The 21,227-nt window shown below is 61.1% G+C and carries 20 protein-coding genes, 1 other RNA gene and 1 pseudogene; 14 read left to right on the top strand and 8 right to left on the bottom strand.

The annotated features are described in order from the left end of the window. Window positions 1-4 precede the first annotated feature (4 nt). From B2D37_RS09790 to B2D37_RS09755, 8 genes and pseudogenes are all read left to right on the top strand, one after another. Window positions 5-1,375 (top strand): TadE/TadG family type IV pilus assembly protein, encoded by a 1,371-nt coding sequence (locus B2D37_RS09790; protein ID WP_079202506.1) that lies wholly within the window; start codon window positions 5-7, stop codon window positions 1,373-1,375. A gap of 9 nt (window positions 1,376-1,384) precedes the next feature. Next, window positions 1,385-1,876 (top strand): TadE/TadG family type IV pilus assembly protein, encoded by a 492-nt coding sequence (locus B2D37_RS09785; protein ID WP_079202505.1) that lies wholly within the window; start codon window positions 1,385-1,387, stop codon window positions 1,874-1,876. After that, window positions 1,876-2,376, top strand: a complete 501-nt coding sequence (locus B2D37_RS09780) for a TadE/TadG family type IV pilus assembly protein (RefSeq protein ID WP_079202504.1) — start codon at window positions 1,876-1,878, stop codon at window positions 2,374-2,376. Before B2D37_RS09785 ends, B2D37_RS09780 begins: the two co-directional genes overlap by 1 nt. Then, window positions 2,370-3,590 carry an AAA family ATPase gene (locus B2D37_RS09775; RefSeq protein WP_079202503.1) on the top strand — a complete coding sequence of 407 codons (1,221 nt, stop codon included), beginning with the start codon at window positions 2,370-2,372 and terminating at the stop codon, window positions 3,588-3,590. The genes B2D37_RS09780 and B2D37_RS09775 overlap by 7 nt, the downstream gene beginning before the upstream one ends. A 3-nt stretch (window positions 3,591-3,593) precedes the next feature. Continuing rightward, on the top strand, window positions 3,594-5,033 hold the full coding sequence (locus B2D37_RS09770; RefSeq protein ID WP_079202502.1) for a CpaF family protein: 1,440 nt from the start codon (window positions 3,594-3,596) through the stop codon (window positions 5,031-5,033). After that, window positions 5,030-6,016: a type II secretion system F family protein gene (locus B2D37_RS09765; RefSeq protein ID WP_079202501.1), complete on the top strand. Its 987-nt coding sequence runs from the start codon at window positions 5,030-5,032 to the stop codon at window positions 6,014-6,016. The genes B2D37_RS09770 and B2D37_RS09765 overlap by 4 nt, the downstream gene beginning before the upstream one ends. A 30-nt stretch (window positions 6,017-6,046) precedes the next feature. Then, window positions 6,047-7,014, top strand: a pseudogene (locus B2D37_RS09760) (type II secretion system F family protein). Between the two features lies 1 nt (window position 7,015). Beyond that, window positions 7,016-8,041, top strand: coding sequence for a lipopolysaccharide assembly protein LapB (locus B2D37_RS09755; protein WP_079202500.1), 1,026 nt, complete (start codon window positions 7,016-7,018; stop codon window positions 8,039-8,041). 206 nt (window positions 8,042-8,247) lie between these two features. Here the strand turns inward: B2D37_RS09755 and B2D37_RS09750 are convergent, their stop codons facing one another. Then, the gene (locus B2D37_RS09750; protein WP_079202499.1) at window positions 8,248-8,526 is read right to left on the bottom strand and encodes an HU family DNA-binding protein; all 279 of its coding nucleotides are present in this window, start codon (window positions 8,524-8,526) and stop codon (window positions 8,248-8,250) included. 574 nt (window positions 8,527-9,100) lie between these two features. On the opposite strand from B2D37_RS09750, the gene ffs reads away from it, so the two are divergent. From ffs to B2D37_RS09735, 3 genes are all read left to right on the top strand, one after another. Next, window positions 9,101-9,196, top strand: an RNA gene (gene ffs / locus B2D37_RS09745) — signal recognition particle sRNA small type. Window positions 9,197-9,577: 381 nt separating this feature from the next. Continuing rightward, window positions 9,578-9,946 carry a DUF2784 domain-containing protein gene (locus tag B2D37_RS09740; protein ID WP_079202498.1) on the top strand — a complete coding sequence of 123 codons (369 nt, stop codon included), beginning with the start codon at window positions 9,578-9,580 and terminating at the stop codon, window positions 9,944-9,946. Between the two features lie 147 nt (window positions 9,947-10,093). Further along, window positions 10,094-10,903 carry an SDR family oxidoreductase gene (locus B2D37_RS09735; protein WP_079202497.1) on the top strand — a complete coding sequence of 270 codons (810 nt, stop codon included), beginning with the start codon at window positions 10,094-10,096 and terminating at the stop codon, window positions 10,901-10,903. A gap of 64 nt (window positions 10,904-10,967) precedes the next feature. Here B2D37_RS09735 and B2D37_RS09730 read toward each other — a convergent pair whose 3' ends face one another. From B2D37_RS09730 to B2D37_RS09720, 3 genes are all read right to left on the bottom strand, one after another. Further along, entirely contained in the window at window positions 10,968-11,819 is an 852-nt protein-coding gene (locus B2D37_RS09730; protein ID WP_079202496.1) for a DMT family transporter, read from the bottom strand. Then, the gene (locus B2D37_RS09725) at window positions 11,816-12,151 is read right to left on the bottom strand and encodes a tRNA-binding protein (protein ID WP_079202495.1); all 336 of its coding nucleotides are present in this window, start codon (window positions 12,149-12,151) and stop codon (window positions 11,816-11,818) included. Before B2D37_RS09725 ends, B2D37_RS09730 begins: the two co-directional genes overlap by 4 nt. 79 nt (window positions 12,152-12,230) lie before the next feature. Further along, window positions 12,231-12,983 carry an AraC family transcriptional regulator gene (locus tag B2D37_RS09720; protein ID WP_079202494.1) on the bottom strand — a complete coding sequence of 251 codons (753 nt, stop codon included), beginning with the start codon at window positions 12,981-12,983 and terminating at the stop codon, window positions 12,231-12,233. A 144-nt stretch (window positions 12,984-13,127) separates the two neighbouring features. On the opposite strand from B2D37_RS09720, the gene B2D37_RS09715 reads away from it, so the two are divergent. After that, window positions 13,128-13,952 (top strand): UDP-2,3-diacylglucosamine diphosphatase, encoded by an 825-nt coding sequence (locus B2D37_RS09715; RefSeq protein WP_079202493.1) that lies wholly within the window; start codon window positions 13,128-13,130, stop codon window positions 13,950-13,952. Further along, window positions 13,949-14,986, top strand: a complete 1,038-nt coding sequence (locus tag B2D37_RS09710) for a glycosyltransferase family 1 protein (protein ID WP_079202492.1) — start codon at window positions 13,949-13,951, stop codon at window positions 14,984-14,986. The genes B2D37_RS09715 and B2D37_RS09710 overlap by 4 nt, the downstream gene beginning before the upstream one ends. Window positions 14,987-15,052: 66 nt before the next feature. Here B2D37_RS09710 and B2D37_RS09705 read toward each other — a convergent pair whose 3' ends face one another. After that, complete coding sequence (locus B2D37_RS09705; RefSeq protein ID WP_079202491.1) at window positions 15,053-16,441, bottom strand: adenylate/guanylate cyclase domain-containing protein; 1,389 nt, start codon at window positions 16,439-16,441, stop codon at window positions 15,053-15,055. A gap of 192 nt (window positions 16,442-16,633) precedes the next feature. After that, entirely contained in the window at window positions 16,634-16,951 is a 318-nt protein-coding gene (locus tag B2D37_RS09700; RefSeq protein WP_079202490.1) for an Mpo1-like protein, read from the bottom strand. Between the two features lie 165 nt (window positions 16,952-17,116). Between B2D37_RS09700 and B2D37_RS09695 the strand changes: the two genes are divergently transcribed. Beyond that, the gene (locus tag B2D37_RS09695; RefSeq protein WP_079202489.1) at window positions 17,117-18,118 is read left to right on the top strand and encodes an AraC family transcriptional regulator; all 1,002 of its coding nucleotides are present in this window, start codon (window positions 17,117-17,119) and stop codon (window positions 18,116-18,118) included. A 48-nt stretch (window positions 18,119-18,166) separates the two neighbouring features. Here B2D37_RS09695 and B2D37_RS09690 read toward each other — a convergent pair whose 3' ends face one another. Together B2D37_RS09690 and B2D37_RS09685 are read right to left on the bottom strand one after the other, a co-directional pair. Further along, a complete protein-coding gene (locus B2D37_RS09690) occupies window positions 18,167-19,621 on the bottom strand; it encodes a TrkH family potassium uptake protein (RefSeq protein WP_079202488.1) in 1,455 nt (484 codons plus the stop codon). A 93-nt stretch (window positions 19,622-19,714) separates the two neighbouring features. Then, window positions 19,715-21,166, bottom strand: coding sequence for a TrkH family potassium uptake protein (locus B2D37_RS09685; protein ID WP_079202487.1), 1,452 nt, complete (start codon window positions 21,164-21,166; stop codon window positions 19,715-19,717). Window positions 21,167-21,227: the final 61 nt, after the last annotated feature.

Below are 21,227 nucleotides of genomic sequence, written 5' to 3'. Positions count from 1 at the left end.
CTCGATGATGAAGCCCCGTATGCAACGGCCGTTCACCGCGCTGCCGAAACGCCAGCGGGGCGCGGTGATCGTATTGATAGTGGTCGCCATGCTGGCCATTCTCGCCATGGCGGCGTTCGCCCTGGATGGCGGCCATATGCTGGTGAACAAGACGCGGCTGCAGAATGCGGTGGATGCGGCAGCGCTGAGCGGGGCCAAAACCCTAGGCAGGGTGACTGGCGATCCCAACGGTTACCTCGCGGCGGAAACTGATGCGCGGGATACCCTGACGCGCAATGCCGCTGCCAATGGCAACGACGAGCTGGCCGATGCGCTCGGTTCGCCTGGGTTTGTTGTCGATGTGGCGTTTTCCAACAGCGTCTACGGGCCCTTCTCCTATCCAGCGCCTGCCGATGCCAGCTATGTGCGGGTTTCGGTACCGGACTATGGCTTGACCGAGTTTTTCTGGGGCATTCTGCAGGTAATAGGCAATGGCAACGCCCCGGACAAGGCCGTGGCGGCGATTGCCACTGCGGGTCCAAGCCCCACCGCCGCGCCCTGCGATCTTGCCCCTTTGGTTGTGTGTGGAGTAGACGCGCCAGGCACCTACTACGGTTACCAGTTCGGTGACCTGGAAGTTCTGAAAACCGCCGCAAACGATGAAAGTTTAGCGAACGGTAATTATCAACTGCTCGATTTCGGCAATGGCGCCAAGACGGTAGGGGAACTATTGGCCGGCGGAGGCACGGTTTGCCCCGAGATCGGTAAGGATGTCCCTACCAAGCCCGGTAATACTGTAGGGCCGGCTATTTCTGGCCTGAATACCCGAATGAATGAATACGAAGGAAGTTTCAAGGGAGATAAGGATAAGTACCCACCGGACCTGGCGGTTGATTACGACAAAGTGGGTAAAGACCCTGCCTTAAGCCTCGATGGTACTGGGGTGATCGTCTATGGCGCCGATAAGAAAAAGCCCGGCACGCCAGTCAGTACGGATTCCGACGGCAATATGTATTACACCAATGCCAGCGCTGCTCGCGTCGACTTGCTCGATTACAACGATTGGAAAACCGCCTCCGATGCCTGTTTGCTTGATGCAACTAACTGCACCAGTGGCGGCGCTTTCGAACGGCGCATTCTGAAAATTGTGGTGGGGAACTGCACGGGTTTGAAGGGTGGCGCCACGCAAGTACCGGTTCTCGGTTTTGGCTGTTATTTCTTGGTGCAACCGGGCATTCACACCGGGGGCGACGCACAGATATTTGGCCAGTTCATCAAACAGTGCGAGGGCGATGGAGTGGCAGGCCCTAAGCCGGTGGACGATGTAGGGCCGCAGATCATCCAGCTGTACAAGACCTATATCGATAACAACCGGACGCCGAGTAACGACTCCTAGGAGACTGCCATGCGAAGTCGTGCAATGCACAGTGCACAGCACCAAAGCGGCGTGGCAATGGTCGAGTTCGCCATTACCCTGCCGCTGTTGCTCCTGCTGCTATTCGCCATTGGCGAGTTCGGTCGCATGCTCTACCAATACAACAGCCTGTTGCAGGCCAGCCGCGATGCCGGACGCTATGTGGCGGGCAAGGCCTGGAATCGCACCCTGGGCAAGGTCGACCTGACTGGCGACCCGCAGTTGGTGCTCAGGACCAAAAACGTCGCCGTCTACGGCGCGCCCGCCAACCCGAACGGCTATCCCCCTGTGGTGCCGGGGCTGAGTACTGGTGATGTTTCGGTCAGCGCGGTGAAGGATGCGGGGGTGGATACTGAGTATGTTGAGGTCAGCATCACCTTTACCTTCCGCCCGGTGATCGGCAATAGCATCCCGGCGTTCATCGGTACCGAGATCGCGCTGAGCATCCCATTGGTCGCGACCACCGTGATGAGGGCATTGTGATGAATGCCAGGCGCATGCGCGGGGTTTACGTGGTCGAGTTCGCCATTATTGGCCTGCTGCTGTTTATCCTGCTGTTCAGTGTGCTGGAGTTTGGCCGCCTGTTTTTCACCGTCAACGCGCTGAATGAAACCGTGCGCCGTGGCGCGCGGCTGGCGGCGGTGTGCGACATCAGCGAGCCGCGCATCCTGCGTCGGGCGATCTTCAATGCGGCGACCGACAGTGGCGCGAGCAGCCTGATCGCTAACCTGGAAACCGCCGATCTGAACCTGATTTATCTGGATGAGAACGGCGCAGTGGTGGCCAGTCCAGGGGATCTGACCGGAGTCAACGGTTTCCGCGCCATCCGCTACGTCCAGTTACGGGTGGAGAATTTTACCTTCGACCTGCTGATCCCCGTGCTCGGCGGGAGCATTACGCTCCCGCTTTTCAGGTCGACCTTGCCTCGTGAAAGTCTTGGCCGTCATGCCGAGACTGCAGTACCGGAGATCACGCCATGTTGAACACCAGGGAAACCCCCACCGCATCCCGCGCTCCCAGTAAACAGGCTTTTCGCTTGTTGATCAGCAGTCGCGATCCGGAGGCACTGCACCGTCTGCAAGCCAGCGTGCAGCACCTGCCCGACCTGCAGGTGACCGCCCGGCTGGTGAGCAACGGGCATACCGATCCGTTGTACGGGCTGGAGCAGATGCCCGACTTTTTGTTGCTGCGTGTCAGCCACCTGTGGCGCGAGGAGCTGGCGGCCCTGCTGCAGCGTCCGGCGCATGAGCGTCCGCCACTGCTGGTGTGCGGCCCGCTGGACGAACGCGAGGGCATGCGCTTGGCGATGCAGGCCGGAGCCCGCGACTTTTTGCCCGAGCCGACAGCGGCTGAGGAGTTGCTGGCGGCGCTCGGTCAGATGCTCGCCGAGGCCCGGGGCAGTAGCGGTAGTAGCGGTAAACTGATCGCCGTGATGAACGCCAAGGGCGGTTCCGGCGCCACCTTGCTGGCCTGCAATCTGGCTCAGCAACTCAGTAGCAAGGGCCACAGTACCTTGTTGCTGGATTTGGATCTGCAATTCGGCAGCGTGGCCCACTACCTCGATGTGCATCCTTCACACAGTCATCTGGATGTGCTGCAGCAAATAGATGGGCTGGACAGCGTGGCACTGCGGGGATTTTGCAGCCACTTTAGTCCGACCCTGCATGTGCTGGGCGGCCGCTCCCATGAGCTGTGCCTGTCACAGGACGTGCGCCTGGAGCAGCTAGAGGCGCTGTTGCGCTTGGCTCGCAGTACCTATGACTTTGTGGTGGTGGATTTGCCACGGCAAATCGACCACCTCACCGGCATTACCCTGGAGCAGGCCGACGGGGTCTACATTCTGCTGCAGCAGAGTCTCAGCCATCTGAAGGACGCCAACCGCTTGGTGCGCATCCTGCGTGACGATTTAGGTGTGCAGGGCAACCGCCTGCAAGTGGTGGTCAATCGCTATAACAAGTCTGCGCCGGTTAGTCTCAGGGATATTACCGAGGCCCTACGCTGCACTGCTTTGCAGACATTGCCCAACGACTATGCGGTGGTCAGTGAAAGCCAGAACACCGGGGTGCCGCTACAGCTGTATGCGCCGCGAGCCCCGGTGACCCTTGCCATGCGCGAACTGTGTCAGGAGTTGCTCGGCACCGAGGCGGCTACGCAGGGTTTGTTGAAACGTACCTTTGGCCGACTGTTCGGGGAATAGATCATGCTCAGCGAATTTCGTAATCGTCTGCGTCAGCAACCCGTTAAGACTAAGCCGACAGACCTGCAGGGCGCTCAAGCCAAGAGCGAGGATTCTGCCAGTGTGCCCATGGCCTGGGAGGCCAGTGCGGCGGACATACTCTATGAGACCCGAACCCATCTCAATCCGATGGAGACCGAGTGGCGGGAAAAGATCTACCAGCAACTGCTCAAGGTCATGGATCTGTCGCTACTGGACTCCCTGGAGCCTGCCGAGGCGGGGCGGCAGATCCGCGAGATCTGCCAGCGCCTGCTGGACGAGCATTCGGCGCCGGTGAGTGCCAGCAGCCGGCAACTGATCATCAAGCAGATCACCGACGAAGTGCTCGGTCTGGGGCCGCTGGAGCCGCTGCTGGCCGATCACAGCGTGTCGGACATCCTGGTCAACGGGCATGCCTCGGTGTATGTCGAACGGCACGGCAAGCTGCAGCGAACCGATGTGCGCTTTCGTGACGATCAGCATCTGCTGAATATCATCGACCGCATCGTCTCCAGTTTGGGCCGCCGTATCGATGAGTCTTCGCCGCTGGTGGATGCCCGCTTGAAGGACGGTTCGCGGGTCAATGCGATCATCCCGCCGCTGGCCATCGACGGCCCCAGCATGTCGATCCGCCGTTTCGCGGTGGATCTGCTGAATACCGAAAGCCTGGTGCAGATGGGCACCCTGACGCCGGCCATTGCCCTGGTACTCAAGGCTATCGTCCGTGGGCGTTTGAATGTGTTGATCTCCGGTGGTACCGGCAGCGGCAAGACCACCATGCTCAACGTGCTGTCCAGTTTCATTCCGCATAACGAGCGCATCGTCACCATCGAGGACTCGGCCGAGCTGCAGCTGCAGCAACCGCATGTGGTGCGCCTGGAAACCCGGCCGCCAAACATCGAGGGCCGTGGCGAGGTGAGCCAGCGCGAGCTGGTGCGCAACAGCCTGCGCATGCGCCCGGATCGCATCGTCATTGGCGAGGTGCGTGGCGCCGAGGCGCTGGACATGCTGACGGCGATGAACACCGGCCACGATGGATCGCTGACTACCATTCACGCCAATACGGCGCGCGATGCCCTGGGGCGGATCGAGAACATGGTGTCCATGACCGGGGCGACCTTCCCGATCAAGGCGATGCGTCAGCAGATCGCCTCGGCCATCGATGTGGTGATCCAGCTGGAGCGGCAGGAGGATGGCAAGCGCCGTCTGATCAGCGTGCAGGAAATCAACGGCATGGAGGGTGAAATCATCACCATGACCGAGATCTTCTCTTTCGTCCGCCACGGTATGGGCGAGCATGGCGAGGTGCTCGGTGAGTTCCGTCCGACAGGCATGGTGCCGGCCTTCCGCGACGTGATAGCCAAGCGCGGCATCGAGCTGCCGCTGAACCTGTTCCGCCCGGAGTGGATGGAGGACCAGTCATGAATCAGATTCCCTCAGAGTTTATCCTGGCCTTTCTTGGCATGGTCTTCGTTGCGGTGTTTCTTCTCAGCCAGGGACTGGTGGTGCCGGTATTCGGCGAGGCGGGCAAGGTGCGCAAGCGCATCCGCAGCCGCCTGCATCTGCTGGAACGGGCCAGTAATCTGCCGAATATGCAGACAGTATTGCGCCAGAAGTACCTCAGGCGCCTGTCACCGCTGGAGGCCAGGCTGGAGCAGTTACCGGCCATGGAGACTATGGCGCAGATGATCGAGCAGGCGGGGCATGGCTACCGCGCCTACCGGGTGCTGCTACTGGGGCTGATTTTGGCAGTGGTAGCCGGTATTTCGCTTTGGCTGTTCACGCAACTCTGGTGGCTGGCGCTGCCGGCAGCCTTGGCCGTGTTCTGGTTGCCGCTGTTGAAGATTGCCAGCGACCGTGGCAAACGCTTCGCCCAATTCGAGGAGGGACTGCCGGATGCCCTGGATGCCATGTGCCGTGCCCTGCGCGCCGGGCACCCGTTCAACGAGACCCTGCAGCTGGTGGCCGAGGAGCATAAGGGCCCGGTGGCCCATGAATTCGGCCTGACCTTTGCCGATATCAATTACGGCAACGACGTGCGCCGAGCGATGCTCGGCCTGCTGGAGCGCATGCCGAGCATGACCGTGATGATGCTGGTGACCTCGGTACTGATCCACCGTGAGTCCGGTGGCAATCTGACCGAAGTGCTGGAGCGGTTGAGCAGCCTGATTCGTGGGCGTTTCCGCTTTCAGCGCAAGGTCAAGACACTCTCGGCCGAAGGACGCATGTCGGGCTGGATACTGGTATCGGTGCCCTTTGTGTTGGCGGCGGCGATCGTGCTGTCTAGCCCAACCTATTTGCCTTTGCTGATCAAGGAACCCGTCGGCCAGAAGCTGGTCATGGGGGCTTTTGTGGCCATGCTGGTCGGGATTTTATGGATACGTAAAATTATCCGAATTCAGGTTTAAGCGGTATCAGTCGTAGAGGATGAATACGCCATGGACTACCTGCTAAGTCTGCTCAACCGAGCGGTGGGTGACGAAGAATTGGCCCGCCTGTTGTTCGTGGGTGCCATCGGCCTGAGCGTGGTACTCGCCGTGGTGACCCTGGCGCTATTGGTGCTGGGATTACAGGATCCGGTGCAGCGCCGGCTTAGCCTGATTAAACGCGGCCATGCGGGGGGAACTATGGGCAGGACGCGCCAAGCAACCTGCAACTGATGCTGGAGCAGGTGGGGCAGCGCTTTAGCTCCGCTGAGCAGGAGAAGGCTTCGACCACCCGCAGCCTGCTGACGCACGCCGGTTATCGCTCGCCCGCGGCGGTGCAGACCTACTGGGCGGTGCGCCTGCTGTCACCGCTGATACTGCTGGGTCTCACCCTGCTGGCTTTACCGTTTATCCCGAAACTGTCCCTGAGCATGGGCATTGCACTGGTAGTTGCGGCAGCCGCTGTGGGCTGGCTGGCACCGGCAATCTATGTCGACAAGCGCAAGCAGGCGCGGATGACGCGGCTGCTGGTCGCCTTCCCCGATGCCCTGGACCTGATGGTGGTCTGCGTCGAGTCGGGCCTGGCTTTGCCCCAGGCTATCGAGCGGGTAGCCGAAGAGATGGCGGTCAGCCAGCCGGAACTGGCCTTGGAGTTGGCTCTGGTCAATGCGGAAGTCCGCGCCGGCATTCCCAGTACCGAGGCCCTCAAACATTTGGCTGAACGTACTGGGTTGGAGGACATTCGCGGCTTGGTCAGCTTGCTGGCGCAGAGCATCCGCTTCGGTACCAGCGTCGCCGATACCCTGCGTATCTATGCCGAGGAGTTTCGCGATCGGCGCACCCAGCTTGCCGAGGAGACAGCGGCAAAAATCGGCACCAAGCTGATATTCCCACTAGTCTTGTGCCTGTGGCCGAGCTTTTTCCTGGTGGCCATCGGTCCCGCAATTATTGGGGTACTCAAAACATTCGGGAAGCTATGACATGAACAGGATCAGTCTGCTGTTGGCCATGATGGCCGTGTTGTCAGGATGTCAGAGCATGGGGCCGGAGCCAGAGCTGAATACCCACTCGGTTTATAGCGGCGACAATTCGCTGCTGTACAAGGTACGCAAACAGGCCAGTTCGGCCGATCAGGCCATGCAGATGGCCGCGATGGCCTACCAGGCCGGCGACCTGGATCAGTCGCTGTTTCAGTATCTGCGCGCCATCGAGCTTGAGCCGAAACGCTATGAGGCCTTGGTCGGGGTCGGGCGTATCCACCGCGAGCGCGGTAATACCCAGCTCGCCGAGATGGCCTTCGGCGAGGTACTGACGAACCAACCGGAGAACCTCTACGCCATGACCGAGATGGGCATGCTGCGTTTGGCCAAGCGGGATCACAAGGGCGCGCAGGATCTGCTGTTCAAGGCGGTGGAACTGGATCAGCGGCGCTTGGGGAGCGACAAGGGCAGCCTGCATGATGTGGCTGCACTCAAGGTGGATAGCAAGTCACCGCTGAAGGTCTACAACGCCCTTGGCGTACTCGCCGACTTGAACAACGACTTCCCGTTGTCCGAGGCTTATTACCGCTTGGCCATGCTGATCGAACCGCGTTCCGTGCTGGTGCAGAACAGTCTGGGCTATTCCTACTACATGGCCGGTCAATGGCCAGAAGCCGAGCGAACCTATCAGCGCGGCATCAGCTACGACGCCAGCTATAAGCCGCTATGGCGCAATTATGGGTTGCTGCTGGCACGGATGGAGCGTTACGAGGAAGCACTCTCCGCATTCGAGCAGATCAGTAATCGTGCCCAGGCCAGTAACGATGTCGGTTACGTCTGCCTGGTGGAAGGCAAGCTGGATGTCGCCGAGCAGTTCTTTCGCAGCGCGATCGAACAATCTCCTGCGCATTACGACATGGCCTGGGAAAACCTCAACCGGGTCCAGCAGGTCAGACGGATTCGCCAGATGGGCGGCAACCCTGACTCGGTAGCCGCTATCCCCCCGAGCGCGCCGGTGGTGCAGTAAGCGGCGCAACGAGCTGGCGTACTGCTGCGCGAGTACGCCATACAGTTCGCGATGATAGATATGGTTCTGTAGCCAACTTGCTGGCGAAGGGGAAGTGCGGCCGCAAAGCCTTGCGAGCAAGCTAGCACCAAATACTAAGGTGCCCGCTGTCCGCCAAGGCTATGGCAGCGAGCGGACACTGCTTTCTAGCGTGTTGCTTATGTCGCTCAGTTGATCGCGTCGGTCAGGGCTTTGGCCGGCACGTACTTGACTACTTTCTTCGCTGCGATTTCGATTGCCTTGCCGGTTTGCGGGTTGCGTCCGGTGCGGGCTGGGCGATCGCTGACTTTCAACTTGCCGATGCCGGGCAGGGTGATTTCGCTGTAGTTTTCCAGGGCATCGCTGACGATTTCGCTGAGTTGCTCGAGTGCCGCACGCACGGTGGTCTTGGGGGCGTCGATGGCTTCGGCGATATCACTGATCAGTTGGTCTTTAGTCATGGCCATGTTGTTGCTCCTTGGAATGAGAGGGTGGCGCTGATAATGCCTCGCGCAGAGTACTGCGATTTCGTCTCGTCGACATTGATTCTGGGCAGATTCTGCAAACGCCGGACCTGTTTTCTGACTCGCGACCGTGCCGGAAATTCCACGCATGTGTCGGTTTGTAATGCAGCGCCGTATTTTGAGCGGAAAATGGAGGTCTTGATCCGTCTGCTCGATGTTTTATTGCATGACTGAATCCATCGTCGAAATTATCTGTTGTGCATTGTTTTTACGGCGTGCATCGGGGTCTTTAGCGAGTCGGCTGTTGCGAAGCGCTGAAGCCCATAATTGCTAGCAGGGCATGCTTTGTTGCTGAGCCTAGGCGCTTGATGAAGGTGCTGCAGACCACCTCGAGCAATTACATGCAGCCCATGCGAAAACACGAATGGGCTGGCGCAATTGGTTGGGTATTCCGGGTTTTATTCATGCCTGGGTAAAGCCGCAAAAATAGGGCTAAGTGTTTGAAGCAGTTGTAAGTTCAAGACAAGCCGGTACAATAGTCCGGCTCGCTGCAAGGCGAGTAGCGTTATGGTGGCCCTGCCGGTCCCCCGCAACGATCAACCGTGAACCCGGTCAGGCCTGGAAGGGAGCAGCCGCAGCGGTGACATTGTGTGCCGGGGTGTGGCTGGTGGGGTCGCCTCCATCTTTAAACCCATTCGGGTTGTCTGTTAATTCTTATCTGCTTACCTGAAGCCTTAGCGGGCCGCTGAAAAACTCAGCAGCAACCGCCTCACGCCGACAGGTGCGACTTCTTTCAAGGTTATGCCCCAGTTACGTCTTGCATGACGTATCTGTCTCCCTGTGGGAGCGGTTTTATCCGCGATTTTCGTGACTGAAACAGAATCCCGCCTGGCCGCTCCTGCGAGGAGCCCCCTGCGCCTGCAGTGCTCGCAATAGCTAATACGTAGATAACCTTGCAAGCCGGCTCGCATCGTGATGAGCGCGGGCAGTCGCGATGGTGGTCGCATCGGGGTTATCGTTGCATACGTTCAACGCGTTCAAGGTAGGGGAAACCATGCTCCTGCGTCTGGCCGCCGATGCCGTGTTGCTCCTGCATCTGCTGTTCATTGTTTTCGCGCTACTCGGTGGTTTGCTGGTGTTGCGCTGGCGCTGGCTTGTCTGGCTGCATCTGCCCGCAGTGCTCTGGGCGGTGACGATCGAGGCATTGCAGCTGCTGTGCCCGCTGACATCTCTGGAAAACGACCTGCGTCACGCCGCGGGACTAGCGGGCTACAGCGCTGGTTTTATCGAACACTATCTGCTGCCGATAATCTATCCGACCGGGCTCACACCCTTTATCCAACTGTGGCTGGCAGCTTGCGTGCTGTTGCCGAATTTGCTGGTTTATGGCTTTTTGCTCTGGCGTTGGCGGCATGGTCGCTGACCGGCTTGCGCAGTAGTTGTCTGGTCCGCCAGTGGCGGCAGTTTGCCTTGGTCATTCAGCTACTTGATGGTACGTGGGGCGGGATATTTCCTTGGCTACACTGGGCCTTGTCTGCTCTTTCATCGCACAAAACAAGGCAACTTCCATATGCAAAATCGTATGATGATTACCGGCGCAGGTTCGGGGTTGGGTCGTGAAATCGCCCTGCGCTGGGCGCGCGAGGGTTGGCGTCTGGCGCTTGCCGATGTCAACGAAGCAGGCCTCGCCGAAACTCTGGAATTGGTCCGCGCCGCCGGTGGTGACGGTTTCACCCTGCGTTGCGACGTGCGTGATTACAGCCAGCTGACCGCTCTGGCGCAGGCCTGCGAGGAAAAGTTCGGCGGTATCGACGTGATCGTCAACAACGCCGGGGTGGCCTCGGGCGGGTTCTTCGACGAACTGTCGTTGGAAGATTGGGATTGGCAGATCGCGATCAACCTGATGGGTGTGGTCAAGGGTTGCAAGGCGTTCCTGCCCTTGCTCGAGCGTAGCAAGGGCAAGATCGTCAACATCGCGTCGATGGCGGCCCTGATGCAAGGCCCGGCGATGAGCAACTACAACGTGGCCAAGGCCGGCGTAGTGGCGCTGTCGGAGAGCCTGCTGATCGAATTGAAGCAACAGGAAGTCGGGGTGCATGTGGTTTGCCCGTCGTTCTTCCAGACCAACCTGCTCGACTCTTTCCGTGGCCCGACGCCGGCGATGAAGGCTCAGGTCGGCAAGCTGCTGGAAAGCTCGCCGATCAGCGCCGCGGACATCGCCGATTACATCTATGACGAGATGGCCAAGGGCGAATTCATGATCCTGCCCCATGAGCAGGGCCGCATGGCCTGGGCGTTGAAGCAGAAGAACCCGCAATTGCTGTATGACGAGATGATCAGCATGGCCGACAGGATGCGCGGCAAGGGTAAACCGGCCTAATCCAGTTCGAGCTGCGGCCAGACTGGCGAGGGTCCCTCCTTTGCCAGCTGGGCCAGTCGGCTCCTCAGCGCGCCATGCGCGCCGAGAAGAAAATCGCCAGGATAATCAGGCTGCCGCCGAGCAGCATGCGCAACGTCGGTATCTCGTTGAACAACCACCAGGCGAAGGCGATGCCGTAGACCGGCTCCAGGGCGAAGATCACCGCGGCGCTGCGCGCCTTGATTACGCGCAGGCTGGCGACGAACAGGCTGTGCGCCAAGCCGGTACAGAACACCCCGAGCATGGCCAGCCAGAACCAGTCGAGCAGCGCCAGGCCGGGCAGCAGCGGCCAGGCGAAAGGCAGGAAGCACAGCAGCGCCGTGAGGTTCTGACACAGCGCCGCCTGCACCGGATCCAGGCCGCGAGTGCTGGCGCGGTTGAGCAGTGATAACAGGGCGAACAGCAAACCCGACAGCACTGCCCAGAGCAGCCCGACGGTAGCCTGGCTGGCGAGGTCGAAATTCGGCGTGACCAGGACCAATCCCAGGCAGACCAGGGCGACCATGGCGAATTCGCTGGGCCGCGTGCGTTCGCGAAACAGTAGGCCTTCGAGCAGTACGGTAAACGCCGGAAAGCTGGCGAAACCGAGGGTGGCGATGGCCACGCCGGAAACCGTCACCGCCTCGAAGAAGGTTAGCCAATGGCTGCCCAGCAATAAGCCGCCGAGTACCAGCATTGCCAGCTGCCGCGCATTTGGCCGTTGGCTATTGTCCTGGCTGAGGAGGCGGGCGAACAGGGCCAGCGCGATGACGGCGAAGATCGCCCGACCGCCGACGATGGCTATGGGTACGGTATTGGCCAGTTTGCCGAAGATCCCCGAGAGGCCGAACAGCAGGGCGCCCAGGTGAATCGCCAGCAGTGCCTTGCGCTCGGTCATGCCAGGCGCGACCCATTGGGCAGCGGTTTGTCGAAGCTGGCCAGTACCACCTTGCTGTCCGCGTCATAGACGCCGGTCACCAGTACCTCGGAACGGACCCCGGCGATGCGCTTGGGTGCGAAATTACACACGCAGAGCACCTGGCGGCCAATCAGTTCGGCGCATGGGTAGTGCTCGGTGAGTTGCGCGCTGGAGGTTTTCACCCCGAGTTCGCCGAGGTCGACCCGCAGTACGTAGGCCGGCTTGCGAGCCTTGTCGTTCGGCTCGGCGGACAGCACCGTGCCCACGCGCAATTCCACCCGTTGAAAGTCTGTCCATTCGATCTGCTGCATAACGCCCCCTATCCAGTGCAGGCAAGTCTAGGGGGCGTAGCTCGCCCTGTCTGTCGCGGGAGTCGCGGGTTTTGTCGCGTTACTCGTGTCGCTGGCGCAACGCGCGCGGGGTGCAACCGAACTGCCGCAATAGCGCCGCGGTAAAGGCACTTTGCGAACTGTAGCCGACGCGGGCAGCGATCTCGCTGACGGCCAGTTGGCTAGTGCACAACAACTGTCGGCCCTGGTGCAGGCGCCGGCTGCGCACATAGGCCATGTGCGTCTGTCCCGTTTCGTCGAGAAAGCGCGTATGAAAACGCGCCACCGACAAACCGGCCAATCGCGCCAGGTCGCCAACCTGCAGCGGGTAGGCGGCATGCCGGTCGATATGCGCGTCCAGGGCTGCCAGCGGCAAGTCTGGCACGCCTGGCCGCTCGATGTGTTCGCTCGCCAAGCTGGCGAGCAACAGCGCTGCGCCTTGCTGGGCGATCACCGGGTCATTGATCGGGCTGGCCGCAAGCCAACTGACCAGCTGGCTTTGCGCCGGGTTGAGACTCCGGGCGCCGGGACAGTCGAGCAGGCGGCGGCTGGCATCGGCATGCATGCCCAAGTGCTGTTGCAGCCAGTGCTCCGAGGGCACGTCGAGCACCAGGCACTGGCTGCCGCTGCTGCTGCCACAGGCGTGTTGCGCAGCCGCCGGCACCACGGCGAGGGTCTGGCGGATCACCAGACTGCCCAGCCCGGCCACTTCGAAGTCCAGCTGGCCGCTCAGGCCGAAGACCAGCTGCGCATGGTCATGGCTGTGGTTGAGCAGTTCATGGCTGTAGTGACGCAAAGAGAGCAGCGATGGCATGGCAGGGTCCTCGTGACAGGCGGCCAGTTTAGCAGGCCGTTGCGCATGGTCGTGGCGGGACGCTGTCATTGAACTGCCATGGCGCTGTCACAGTCGTTTCACCGCCCGCGCGCAAGCTCGGCAAAACCCAGCCGGAGTCCGCCCATGACCAGCGCCCAGCTCGCCAAGCCGAGTCGCAAGCAACGAGTCCGCACCCTGTGGATTTCCGATGTCCACCTGGGCACCCGGGATTGTCAGGCCGAGCACCTGGCGGCGTTCCTCAAACGCTATCAAGCCGAGCGGATTTACCTGGTGGGCGACATCATCGACGGCTGGAGGCTGCGCAGCGGCATCTACTGGCCGCAGGCGCACAGCAACGTGATCCGCCGCCTGCTGACCATGAGCAAGCGCGGCACCGAGGTGATCTACGTCACCGGCAACCACGACGAGTTCCTGCGCCGTTATTCCTCGCTGATGCTGGGCAATATCCAGTTGGTCGACGAGGCCGAGCACATCACCGCCGATGGCCGGCGTTTGCTGGTGATCCATGGTGATCAGTTCGATGTGATCACCCGTTACCACCGTTGGCTGGCCTTTCTTGGCGACTCGGCCTACGAGGTCACCCTGACCCTCAATCGTTGGCTCAATCATTGGCGCAGTCGCTACGGTTATGGCTATTGGTCGCTGTCGGCTTACCTCAAGCACAAGGTCAAGGGGGCGGTGAACTTCATCAGCGACTTCGAGCAGGCGATCGTCCACGAATGCGTCAAGCGGGGCTTCAATGGCGTGGTCTGCGGGCATATCCACCACGCCGAGATCCGGCCGATGGGCGAGGTGCAATACATGAACTGCGGTGACTGGGTCGAGTCCTGCACGGCCTTGATCGAACACCTGGATGGACGCATCGAGCTGTATCGGCTGGCCGACGACCAGATGCGGCAGTCTCAGGCGCAGGTCGAACAGATGGCTGCAGTCGAGCCAGTTGCATGAGGATATTGATCGTCTCGGATGCTTGGCTGCCGCAGGTCAACGGTGTGGTCACCAGCTTGCAGGCCCTGGTCGGCGAACTGCGCAGCCTGGGTCATCAGGTCAAGCTGCTGTCGCCACAGGATTTTCGTCACTTGCCGTGCCCAACCTACCCGGAGATTCCGCTGACCTGGAACCTCTGGCGGGTCGGCCCGGCGATCCGCGAATTTCAGCCCGACTGTGTCCATCTGGCCACCGAAGGGCCGCTTGGTTGGGCCGCCAGACGCTGGCTGTGCAAGCGCGGCCTGGCGTTCTCCAGTGCCATCCATACGCGCTTTCCCGAGTATATCCATGGCCGTTGGCCTTGGTTGCCGCTGCGCTGGGGCTATGCCTACCTGCGCGGCTTCCACCGCCCGAGCGAGGTGGTACTGGTGACCACCGAGCGCCTGCGTGGGGAGTTTGCCGGCTGGGGCCTGCAGCGTCTGGCGCTGTGGCGCAAGGGCGTCGATACACGGTTGTTTCGACCGCAGATGCCGCTGTCCGCAGCGCACAAGCCAGTGTTTCTGTATGTCGGACGGATCGCCACGGAAAAGAACCTGCAGGCTTTTCTCGAACTCGACCTGCCCGGCGAGAAGCGGGTAGTCGGCGATGGTCCGCTGCGTGAAGCCTTGCAGGCGCATTATCCGGCGGTGCGATTTCTCGGCTATCGGCATGGCGAAGAGTTGGCCGCGGCCTATCGCCAGGCCAGCGTGCTGGTGTTTCCTTCGCGCACCGATACCTATGGCCTGGTGATGCTCGAGGCGCTGGCCTGCGGCACACCCGTGGCGGCCTTCCCGGTGCCCGGCCCGCTGGATGTGCTGGAGGCGGGCGTCACCGGGGTGATGAACGAGGATTTGCGTGCGGCTTGCCTGGCGGCGCTTGAACTCGACAGGACGCGCTGCGCCGAGTTGGCGGCAGGGCAATCCTGGCGCGTATCGGCGCTGGAATTCCTGGCCCGTCAGCCCATGCTCGACGGCGAGCCGTGCGCCGCACGGACGTTGGCGGTAAGCCAGGATTAAGTGGCAGTGGCTATCGGGAAAAGGGGCGCGGTGCGCACCCTGTCTGGCAGCGCGAAGCTGGCCGGTTTACATGATCACCTTGTCGCGCAATTTTTCGGCGGCCTGCTGCAGCGCTTGAATCACCCGTTGCTTGTCGAAGTTCTGGATGCCGTTGGTGTCCAGGTACATGGAGAAGCCGGGCAACTCATGCTCGACATAGCTGGAGGTGGCGCCCAGGTCGCGGCGGAAGTCCACCACCTGGTAGATCTGTACCGGGCGGGTGAAACCCTTGACGTTGATCTGGCCCTTGTCGCGGCACATGATCAGGTCCTTGACCAGCGAGTAGGTCTCGTGGGAGATGAGGATCTCACCGGCTTCTGCCGCGCTCTCCAGACGGCTGGCGAGGTTCACGTCACGACCGATGATGGTGTAGTCCATGCGCGTGTCGGCGCCGAAGTTGCCCACCGTGCAGTAGCCGGTGTTCAGGCCCATGCGGATTTCCAGCGGTTTGGTAATGCCCTGGGCGCGCCACTGCTGGCGCATTACTTTCATGTGCTTGCGCATGGCCACGGCCATCGATACTGCAGCCATGGCGTCATGCTTGGCCCCTTTGCTGGCCGGGTCGCCGAAGAACACCATGACACTGTCGCCGATGAACTTGTCGATGGTACCGCCGTATTTCAGGCAGATCTTCGACATCTCGTTGAGGTAGCTGTTGAGCAGATCGGTCAGGGCCTCGGCTTCGAGTTCCTCGGACAGCTCGGTGAAGCCTTTGATGTCGGAGAAGAACACCGTGAGTTTCTTGCGCTGGGTCTCCAGGCGCACGCTCTTCTTACCGGTGAAGATCGACTCCCATACCTGCGGTGACAGGTACTTGGCCAGGTTGCGGGCCAGGCGGGCGGCTTTTTCCTGTTCGCGTTTGATGTCGCCGCGCACCTGGGCCAGGCGCAAGCCTTGTTGGTGCATGAAATAAGCGGTGATGCAGATGTACAGGGTGCTGAAGGCGATACTCACCAGGGCGACCAGGGCCGGGGTGTCGGGGTTGAATTTCAGCTCGATCAGCGCCGCGTTGAGCAGCGTGCTGCTGGCCGCGACCAGCATGGCCAGACCCAGGTAAGGCAGGCCACCGACCACCATCGAGCTGAAGGCCAGGATCAACAGGCACATCAGGCTGGGTACGACCGAGAAACTGAGCAGGGCGAGTGCCGCGCCACAGTGCAGGGCGTCGATGAACAGCAGGGTCAGGGTGGCGGTTTGCGGATGATCACGCTTGAAGCGTTGGCCCAAGTGGTAGGCCAGATGCGGATAGAGCAGGGCATACGGCACTATCCACAGAATGTCGTAGCCGAAGTGCTGGGTGTAGGTGCCGGCAGCGATGCTCGCGGCCACGGCGATATAGGCCAGGATGCGCGAGTAATATTCGCGCAGTGGTGGCGCCGGCAGTGCGTGGAGCCGGTTCTGGGTAGTGGCTTTCATGCTGTGGAAACGATCCCTGCTGATTAGCCGACGCCTCTGCTGGACGTCTAAGTAGCGCTGCAAGCGCTGAACCAGGATTGCGACAGAGCGGGGATCATAACCAAGCGAGGATGCGCGAGCCAAGCACCACGGCTCAACGGTGTGAATATGCCGGTCAGTGGGCGGCTTCGGTGCAGTCAGAACGCTGGCGGATCAGAATTTGATGCGTCCGGTAAAGGCATCCTTGAGCATGACCCAGTCACCCATGAAGCTGTACAGCGGGTATTGAAAGGTGGCCGGGCGGTTCTTTTCGAAGACGAAGTGACCAACCCAGGCAAAGCCATACCCGGCGACTGGTATGGCCAGCAGCCACAGCCACTGTTGCGTGCCCAGGGCGTAGGCGAGAATGCCCAGCACCAGCAGGCTGCCGACATAGTGCAGGCGGCGGCAGATCGAGTTGCTGTGTTCTTGCAGGTAATAGGGGTAAAACTCGGCGAAGCTGGTGTAGCGCTCGCTGGTTTGCGTAGCCATGGCGTGCCTCCTGGTAGTGATCTGGCCGCGCCGGGGGTTCAGCGGCGGCGGAGTATTGGCAGTCTAGGCTTGCTGTCCTGTTGGGCCAGTGACATTAAGTGCCAGTTTAGTATCCTGCCAAGCCGCGAGAAGCGACTTTCAGATGACCCGAATAAGAATAACGCCATGAGCGAACGCACTACCTCGTCGAATTGGGCTCTGGGCATTGTCCAGGCTCTGGAAATGGGCGGCGTCGACTGCCGCGCGATATTTCGTCAGCTGGGGCTGGATTACGCCGCGCTGGAGGATCCGGATGCACGCTTTGCCCAGGACAGCATGACGCGGCTGTGGCAGCGCGCGGTGGCGCTGTCGGGCAATCCGGCGATTGGCCTGAACATGGCCAAGGTGGTGCGCCCGGCTTCATTCCATGTGGTCGGTTACGCCTTGATGTCCAGCCGCACCTTGACCGAAGGGCTGGCGCGCCTGGTGCGATATCAGCGGATCATCGCCGAGGGCGCCGATCTCAGTTTCCGGCCTACAGCCAAGGGCTATGAACTGATCCTGGCGATTCATGGCGACCGCTTGCCGCCGGCTCGGCAGAGCGCTGAGGCCTCGATGGCCTATGCGTTGGCCTTTTGCCGTTGGCTGACCGGTCAAGCGATTCGTCCGCAACAGGTGCTTTTTCAAGGCGAGCCACCGGCGGACCTCGAACCCTTTCAGCAGGTGTTTCAGGCGCCGCTGAAGTTCAATGCAGGGCACTACGCGCTGCTGTTCGAGCGGGCCGACATGGATCGGCCATTGCCGACGGCCAATGTGTCGCTGGCCCAGTTGCACGACAGGTTTGCCGGCGAATACCTGGCGCGCTTCTCGGAAAGTCGGGTGAGTCACCAGGCCCGGCAAGTGCTGTGTCGCCTGCTACCCCAGGGCGAACCCAAGCGCGAGGCGGTGGCGCTGGCGCTGCATGTATCGCAACGGACCTTGCAGCGACGCCTGCAGGACGAGGGAACGAGCTTTCAGCGCCTGCTCGACGACACCCGTCGCGAGTTGGCCGAACAGTACCTGGCCCAGCCCAACCTGACTCTGCTGGAAGTGGCCTATCTGCTCGGCTTTGCCGATCCGAGCAATTTCTTCCGCGCGTTCCGTCGCTGGTTCGACATCACTCCGGGCGAGTATCGCGCGCGGCTGTAGCTTGGTGCAGGGTGCAGCGATGCCCGGAACCACTAACCAGTGGCGGCCTCAGTGTCTCCAGAACGCCGGCATCAACAGCACCAGCACGGTAAGTATTTCCAGGCGTCCGAGCAGCATGCCGGCGGTCAACAGCCACTTGGCCGTGTCCGGCAGGCTGGAGAAATTGCCAGCTGGACCAATGATCGGGCCCATCCCCGGGCCGACGCCGGACACGGTGCTGGCGGCGCCGCTCAGCGCGGTGATCCAGTCCAGGCCGCAGAGCGTCAGGGCCAGCGCCAGCAGGGCGATGGTGATGGTGAAGAAAAACGAAAAAGTCAGGATCGAACGGACGATGTCCTCGTCCAGGCGGTGCTGGTTGTATTGCTGCTTGATGACCGCACGCGGGTGCACCAGTTGCAGCAGGTTGGCCTTGAGCAGGATATAGGCGACCTGGAAGCGGAAGATCTTCAGGCCGCCTGCGGTCGAGCCGGAGCAGCCACCGATAAAACCCAGGTAGAAGAACAGCATGCCGGCGAAGCCACCCCAGAGGGTGTAGTCGCCCAGGGCAAAGCCGGTGGTGGTCATGATCGATGTGGTGTTCACCGCCACGTGGCGCACCGCCTCCAGCCAATGCAGTTCGGTGGTCAGGCTGTACCAAGTGCCGAGCGCCAGCCAGGTACACAGCAATATGCCGAGGAAACCGCGTACCTGTTGATCGCGTAATAGCGCCTTGAAGTTGCCCCGCAGCATCGACACATAGAGGACGAATGGCAGGCTACCGAGAATCATCACCACTACGCTGACCCAGTGCACCGCCGGCTGCGACCACTTGCCGATCGAGCTGTCGGAGGTGGAGAAGCCGCCGGTGGCGATCGCCGACATGGTGTGGTTGATGGCATCGAATACGCCCATGCCCGCGGCCCAGAACGCCAGGGCACTCAGCAGGCTGATACCCACGTAGGCCGCGACCATGAATTTGGCAACCATGTGCGAGCGCGGCATGACCTTGTCCGAGCGATCCGACGATTCGGTCTGGAACAGGCGCATGCCACCGATGCGCAGCATCGGCAAGATCGCCACGGCCATGGCGATGAAGCCGATACCGCCGAGCCAGTGCAGCAGCGAGCGCCAGATCAGGATGCCTGGCGACATGCTGTCCAGGCCGCTGAGCACCGTGGCGCCGGTGGTGGTGATGCCGGACATGCTTTCGAAGACGGCGTCGGCAAGGCTCATGTGCTGGGCCAGCATGAACGGTAGCGAGGCGAAGGTGCATACCAGCAGCCAGCTCGACACCGTCAGCATGTACATATCGCGCGGGCGCAGTTCGACGCCTTTCGGGTGGCCTTGGGCAACCATGGACAGCCCGGCGACGAAGGTGATCAGGCTCGACCAGAGATAGGCATTGAGTTCATTCGCGCGCTCAAAGATCACCAGGGTGAGCATCGGCACCACCATGCTCACCGCCAGGGTGATCAGGAAAATACCATTGATGAAGGCAATGATGCGTAGGGTCGGCAAGGCCATCTAGTCGGCTTCCAAGCAAATCAAGCAAATAATGACGTCATTCTAGGTGGGACTGTCGGCAAGGCGCCGAATCACCGGCAATCTTGCCGCTGATTAGTGTCTCCAGAAAGCTCGGGTGACCAGCACCAGCACGGTAAGAATCTCCAGGCGACCGAGCAGCATGCCGAGGGTTAGCAGCCATTTAGCCGCATCCGGCAGGCTGGAGAAATTCCCCGCCGGGCCGATGATCGGACCGAGTCCCGGGCCGACATTACAGACGGCGGTGGCTGCCGCCGTCAGTGCGGTAGTCCAGTCCAGGCCAATCAGCGACAACCCCAGGGCGATCAGGCCGATGGTGATGGTAAAGAAGAAAGAGAAGGTGAGGATCGAGCGGACGATATCCTCATCGAGGCTGTGACCGTTGTAGCGCTGCTTGATCACCGCACGCGGGTGGACCAACTGGTTGAGGCCGCTGCGCAGCAGGGTATAGGCCACCTGAAAGCGGAAGATTTTCAGGCCGCCCGCGGTCGAGCCGGAGCAACCGCCGACGAAGGTCAGGTAGAAGAACACCATCACGGCGAAATCGCCCCAGAGGCTGTAATCACCGAGAGCAAAGCCGGTGGTGGTGACCACCGAAACCACGTTGAGGGTGACGATGCGCAGGGCGTCGAAATAGGCGTACTCGGAGTGCATCCAGAGCCACAGGCTGAACAGCAGGCAGGTGCAGGCCAGCAACGAGATAAAGCCGCGTACTTGCTGGTCCTTGACCAAGGCCCGGCGATTGCCGCGGATGGTGGCGACGAAGAGGGTGAAGGGCAAGCCGCCCAAGAGCATCAAGACGATCGCCACCCAGTGCGAGGCGGGACCGAAGTGGGCCATGGAACTGTCGGAGGTGGAGTAGCCGCCGGTAGAAATCGAGGTCATCGCATGGTTGATCGCCTCGAACCAGCTCATGCCTGACAGCCAGTACGCCAGGGTGCCGGCGAGGGTTATGCCGACGAAAATCGCGATGATGTACTTGGCCGCCATGTGCGAGCGTGGCATGACCTTTTCGCCCCAGTCCGATGATTCGCTCTGGAACAGACGCATGCCACCGACGCGCAGCAGCGGCAGAATCGCCACGGCCATGCCAATAAAACCGATGCCGCCCAGCCACTGCAACAGCGAACGCCAGATCAACAACCCTGGCGAAGCGTTGTCGAGGTCGGTCAGTACGGTGGAACCGGTGGTGGTGATGCCCGACATGGTTTCGAAGAAGGCGTCGGTGTAGCTGATGTGTTGAATCTGCATCATCGGCATGGCGGCGAAGATGCACACCACCAGCCAGCTGGCGGTGGTCAGCATGTACATGTCGCGTGGGCGCAGCTGAGCGTTGGCCGGGCGCCCGCTCAGCACCAGGGCGAGGCCGCTGGCAAGGGTAATCAGGCTTGACCAGAGAAAGGCATCGAGATCATCGGTGCGCTCGAAGACCAGTAGCGTCAGCATCGGGATGGTCATGCTGACGGCCAGGGTAATCAGAAAAATGCCGAGGATGAAACCGATGATGCGCAGCGTCGGCAAGGCCATGACAGGAGGCTCGGATTGAAGGCGGCAAAGGGCGCCATTCTACTCGCGCCGCAGAGGCTGT

The sequence above is a fragment of the Pseudomonas sp. CC6-YY-74 genome (genome assembly GCF_002025205.1).
In the GTDB taxonomy this organism is placed as follows: domain Bacteria; phylum Pseudomonadota; class Gammaproteobacteria; order Pseudomonadales; family Pseudomonadaceae; genus Aquipseudomonas; species Aquipseudomonas paeninsulae.
This window is presented reverse-complemented; position numbering and strand designations above follow the sequence as displayed.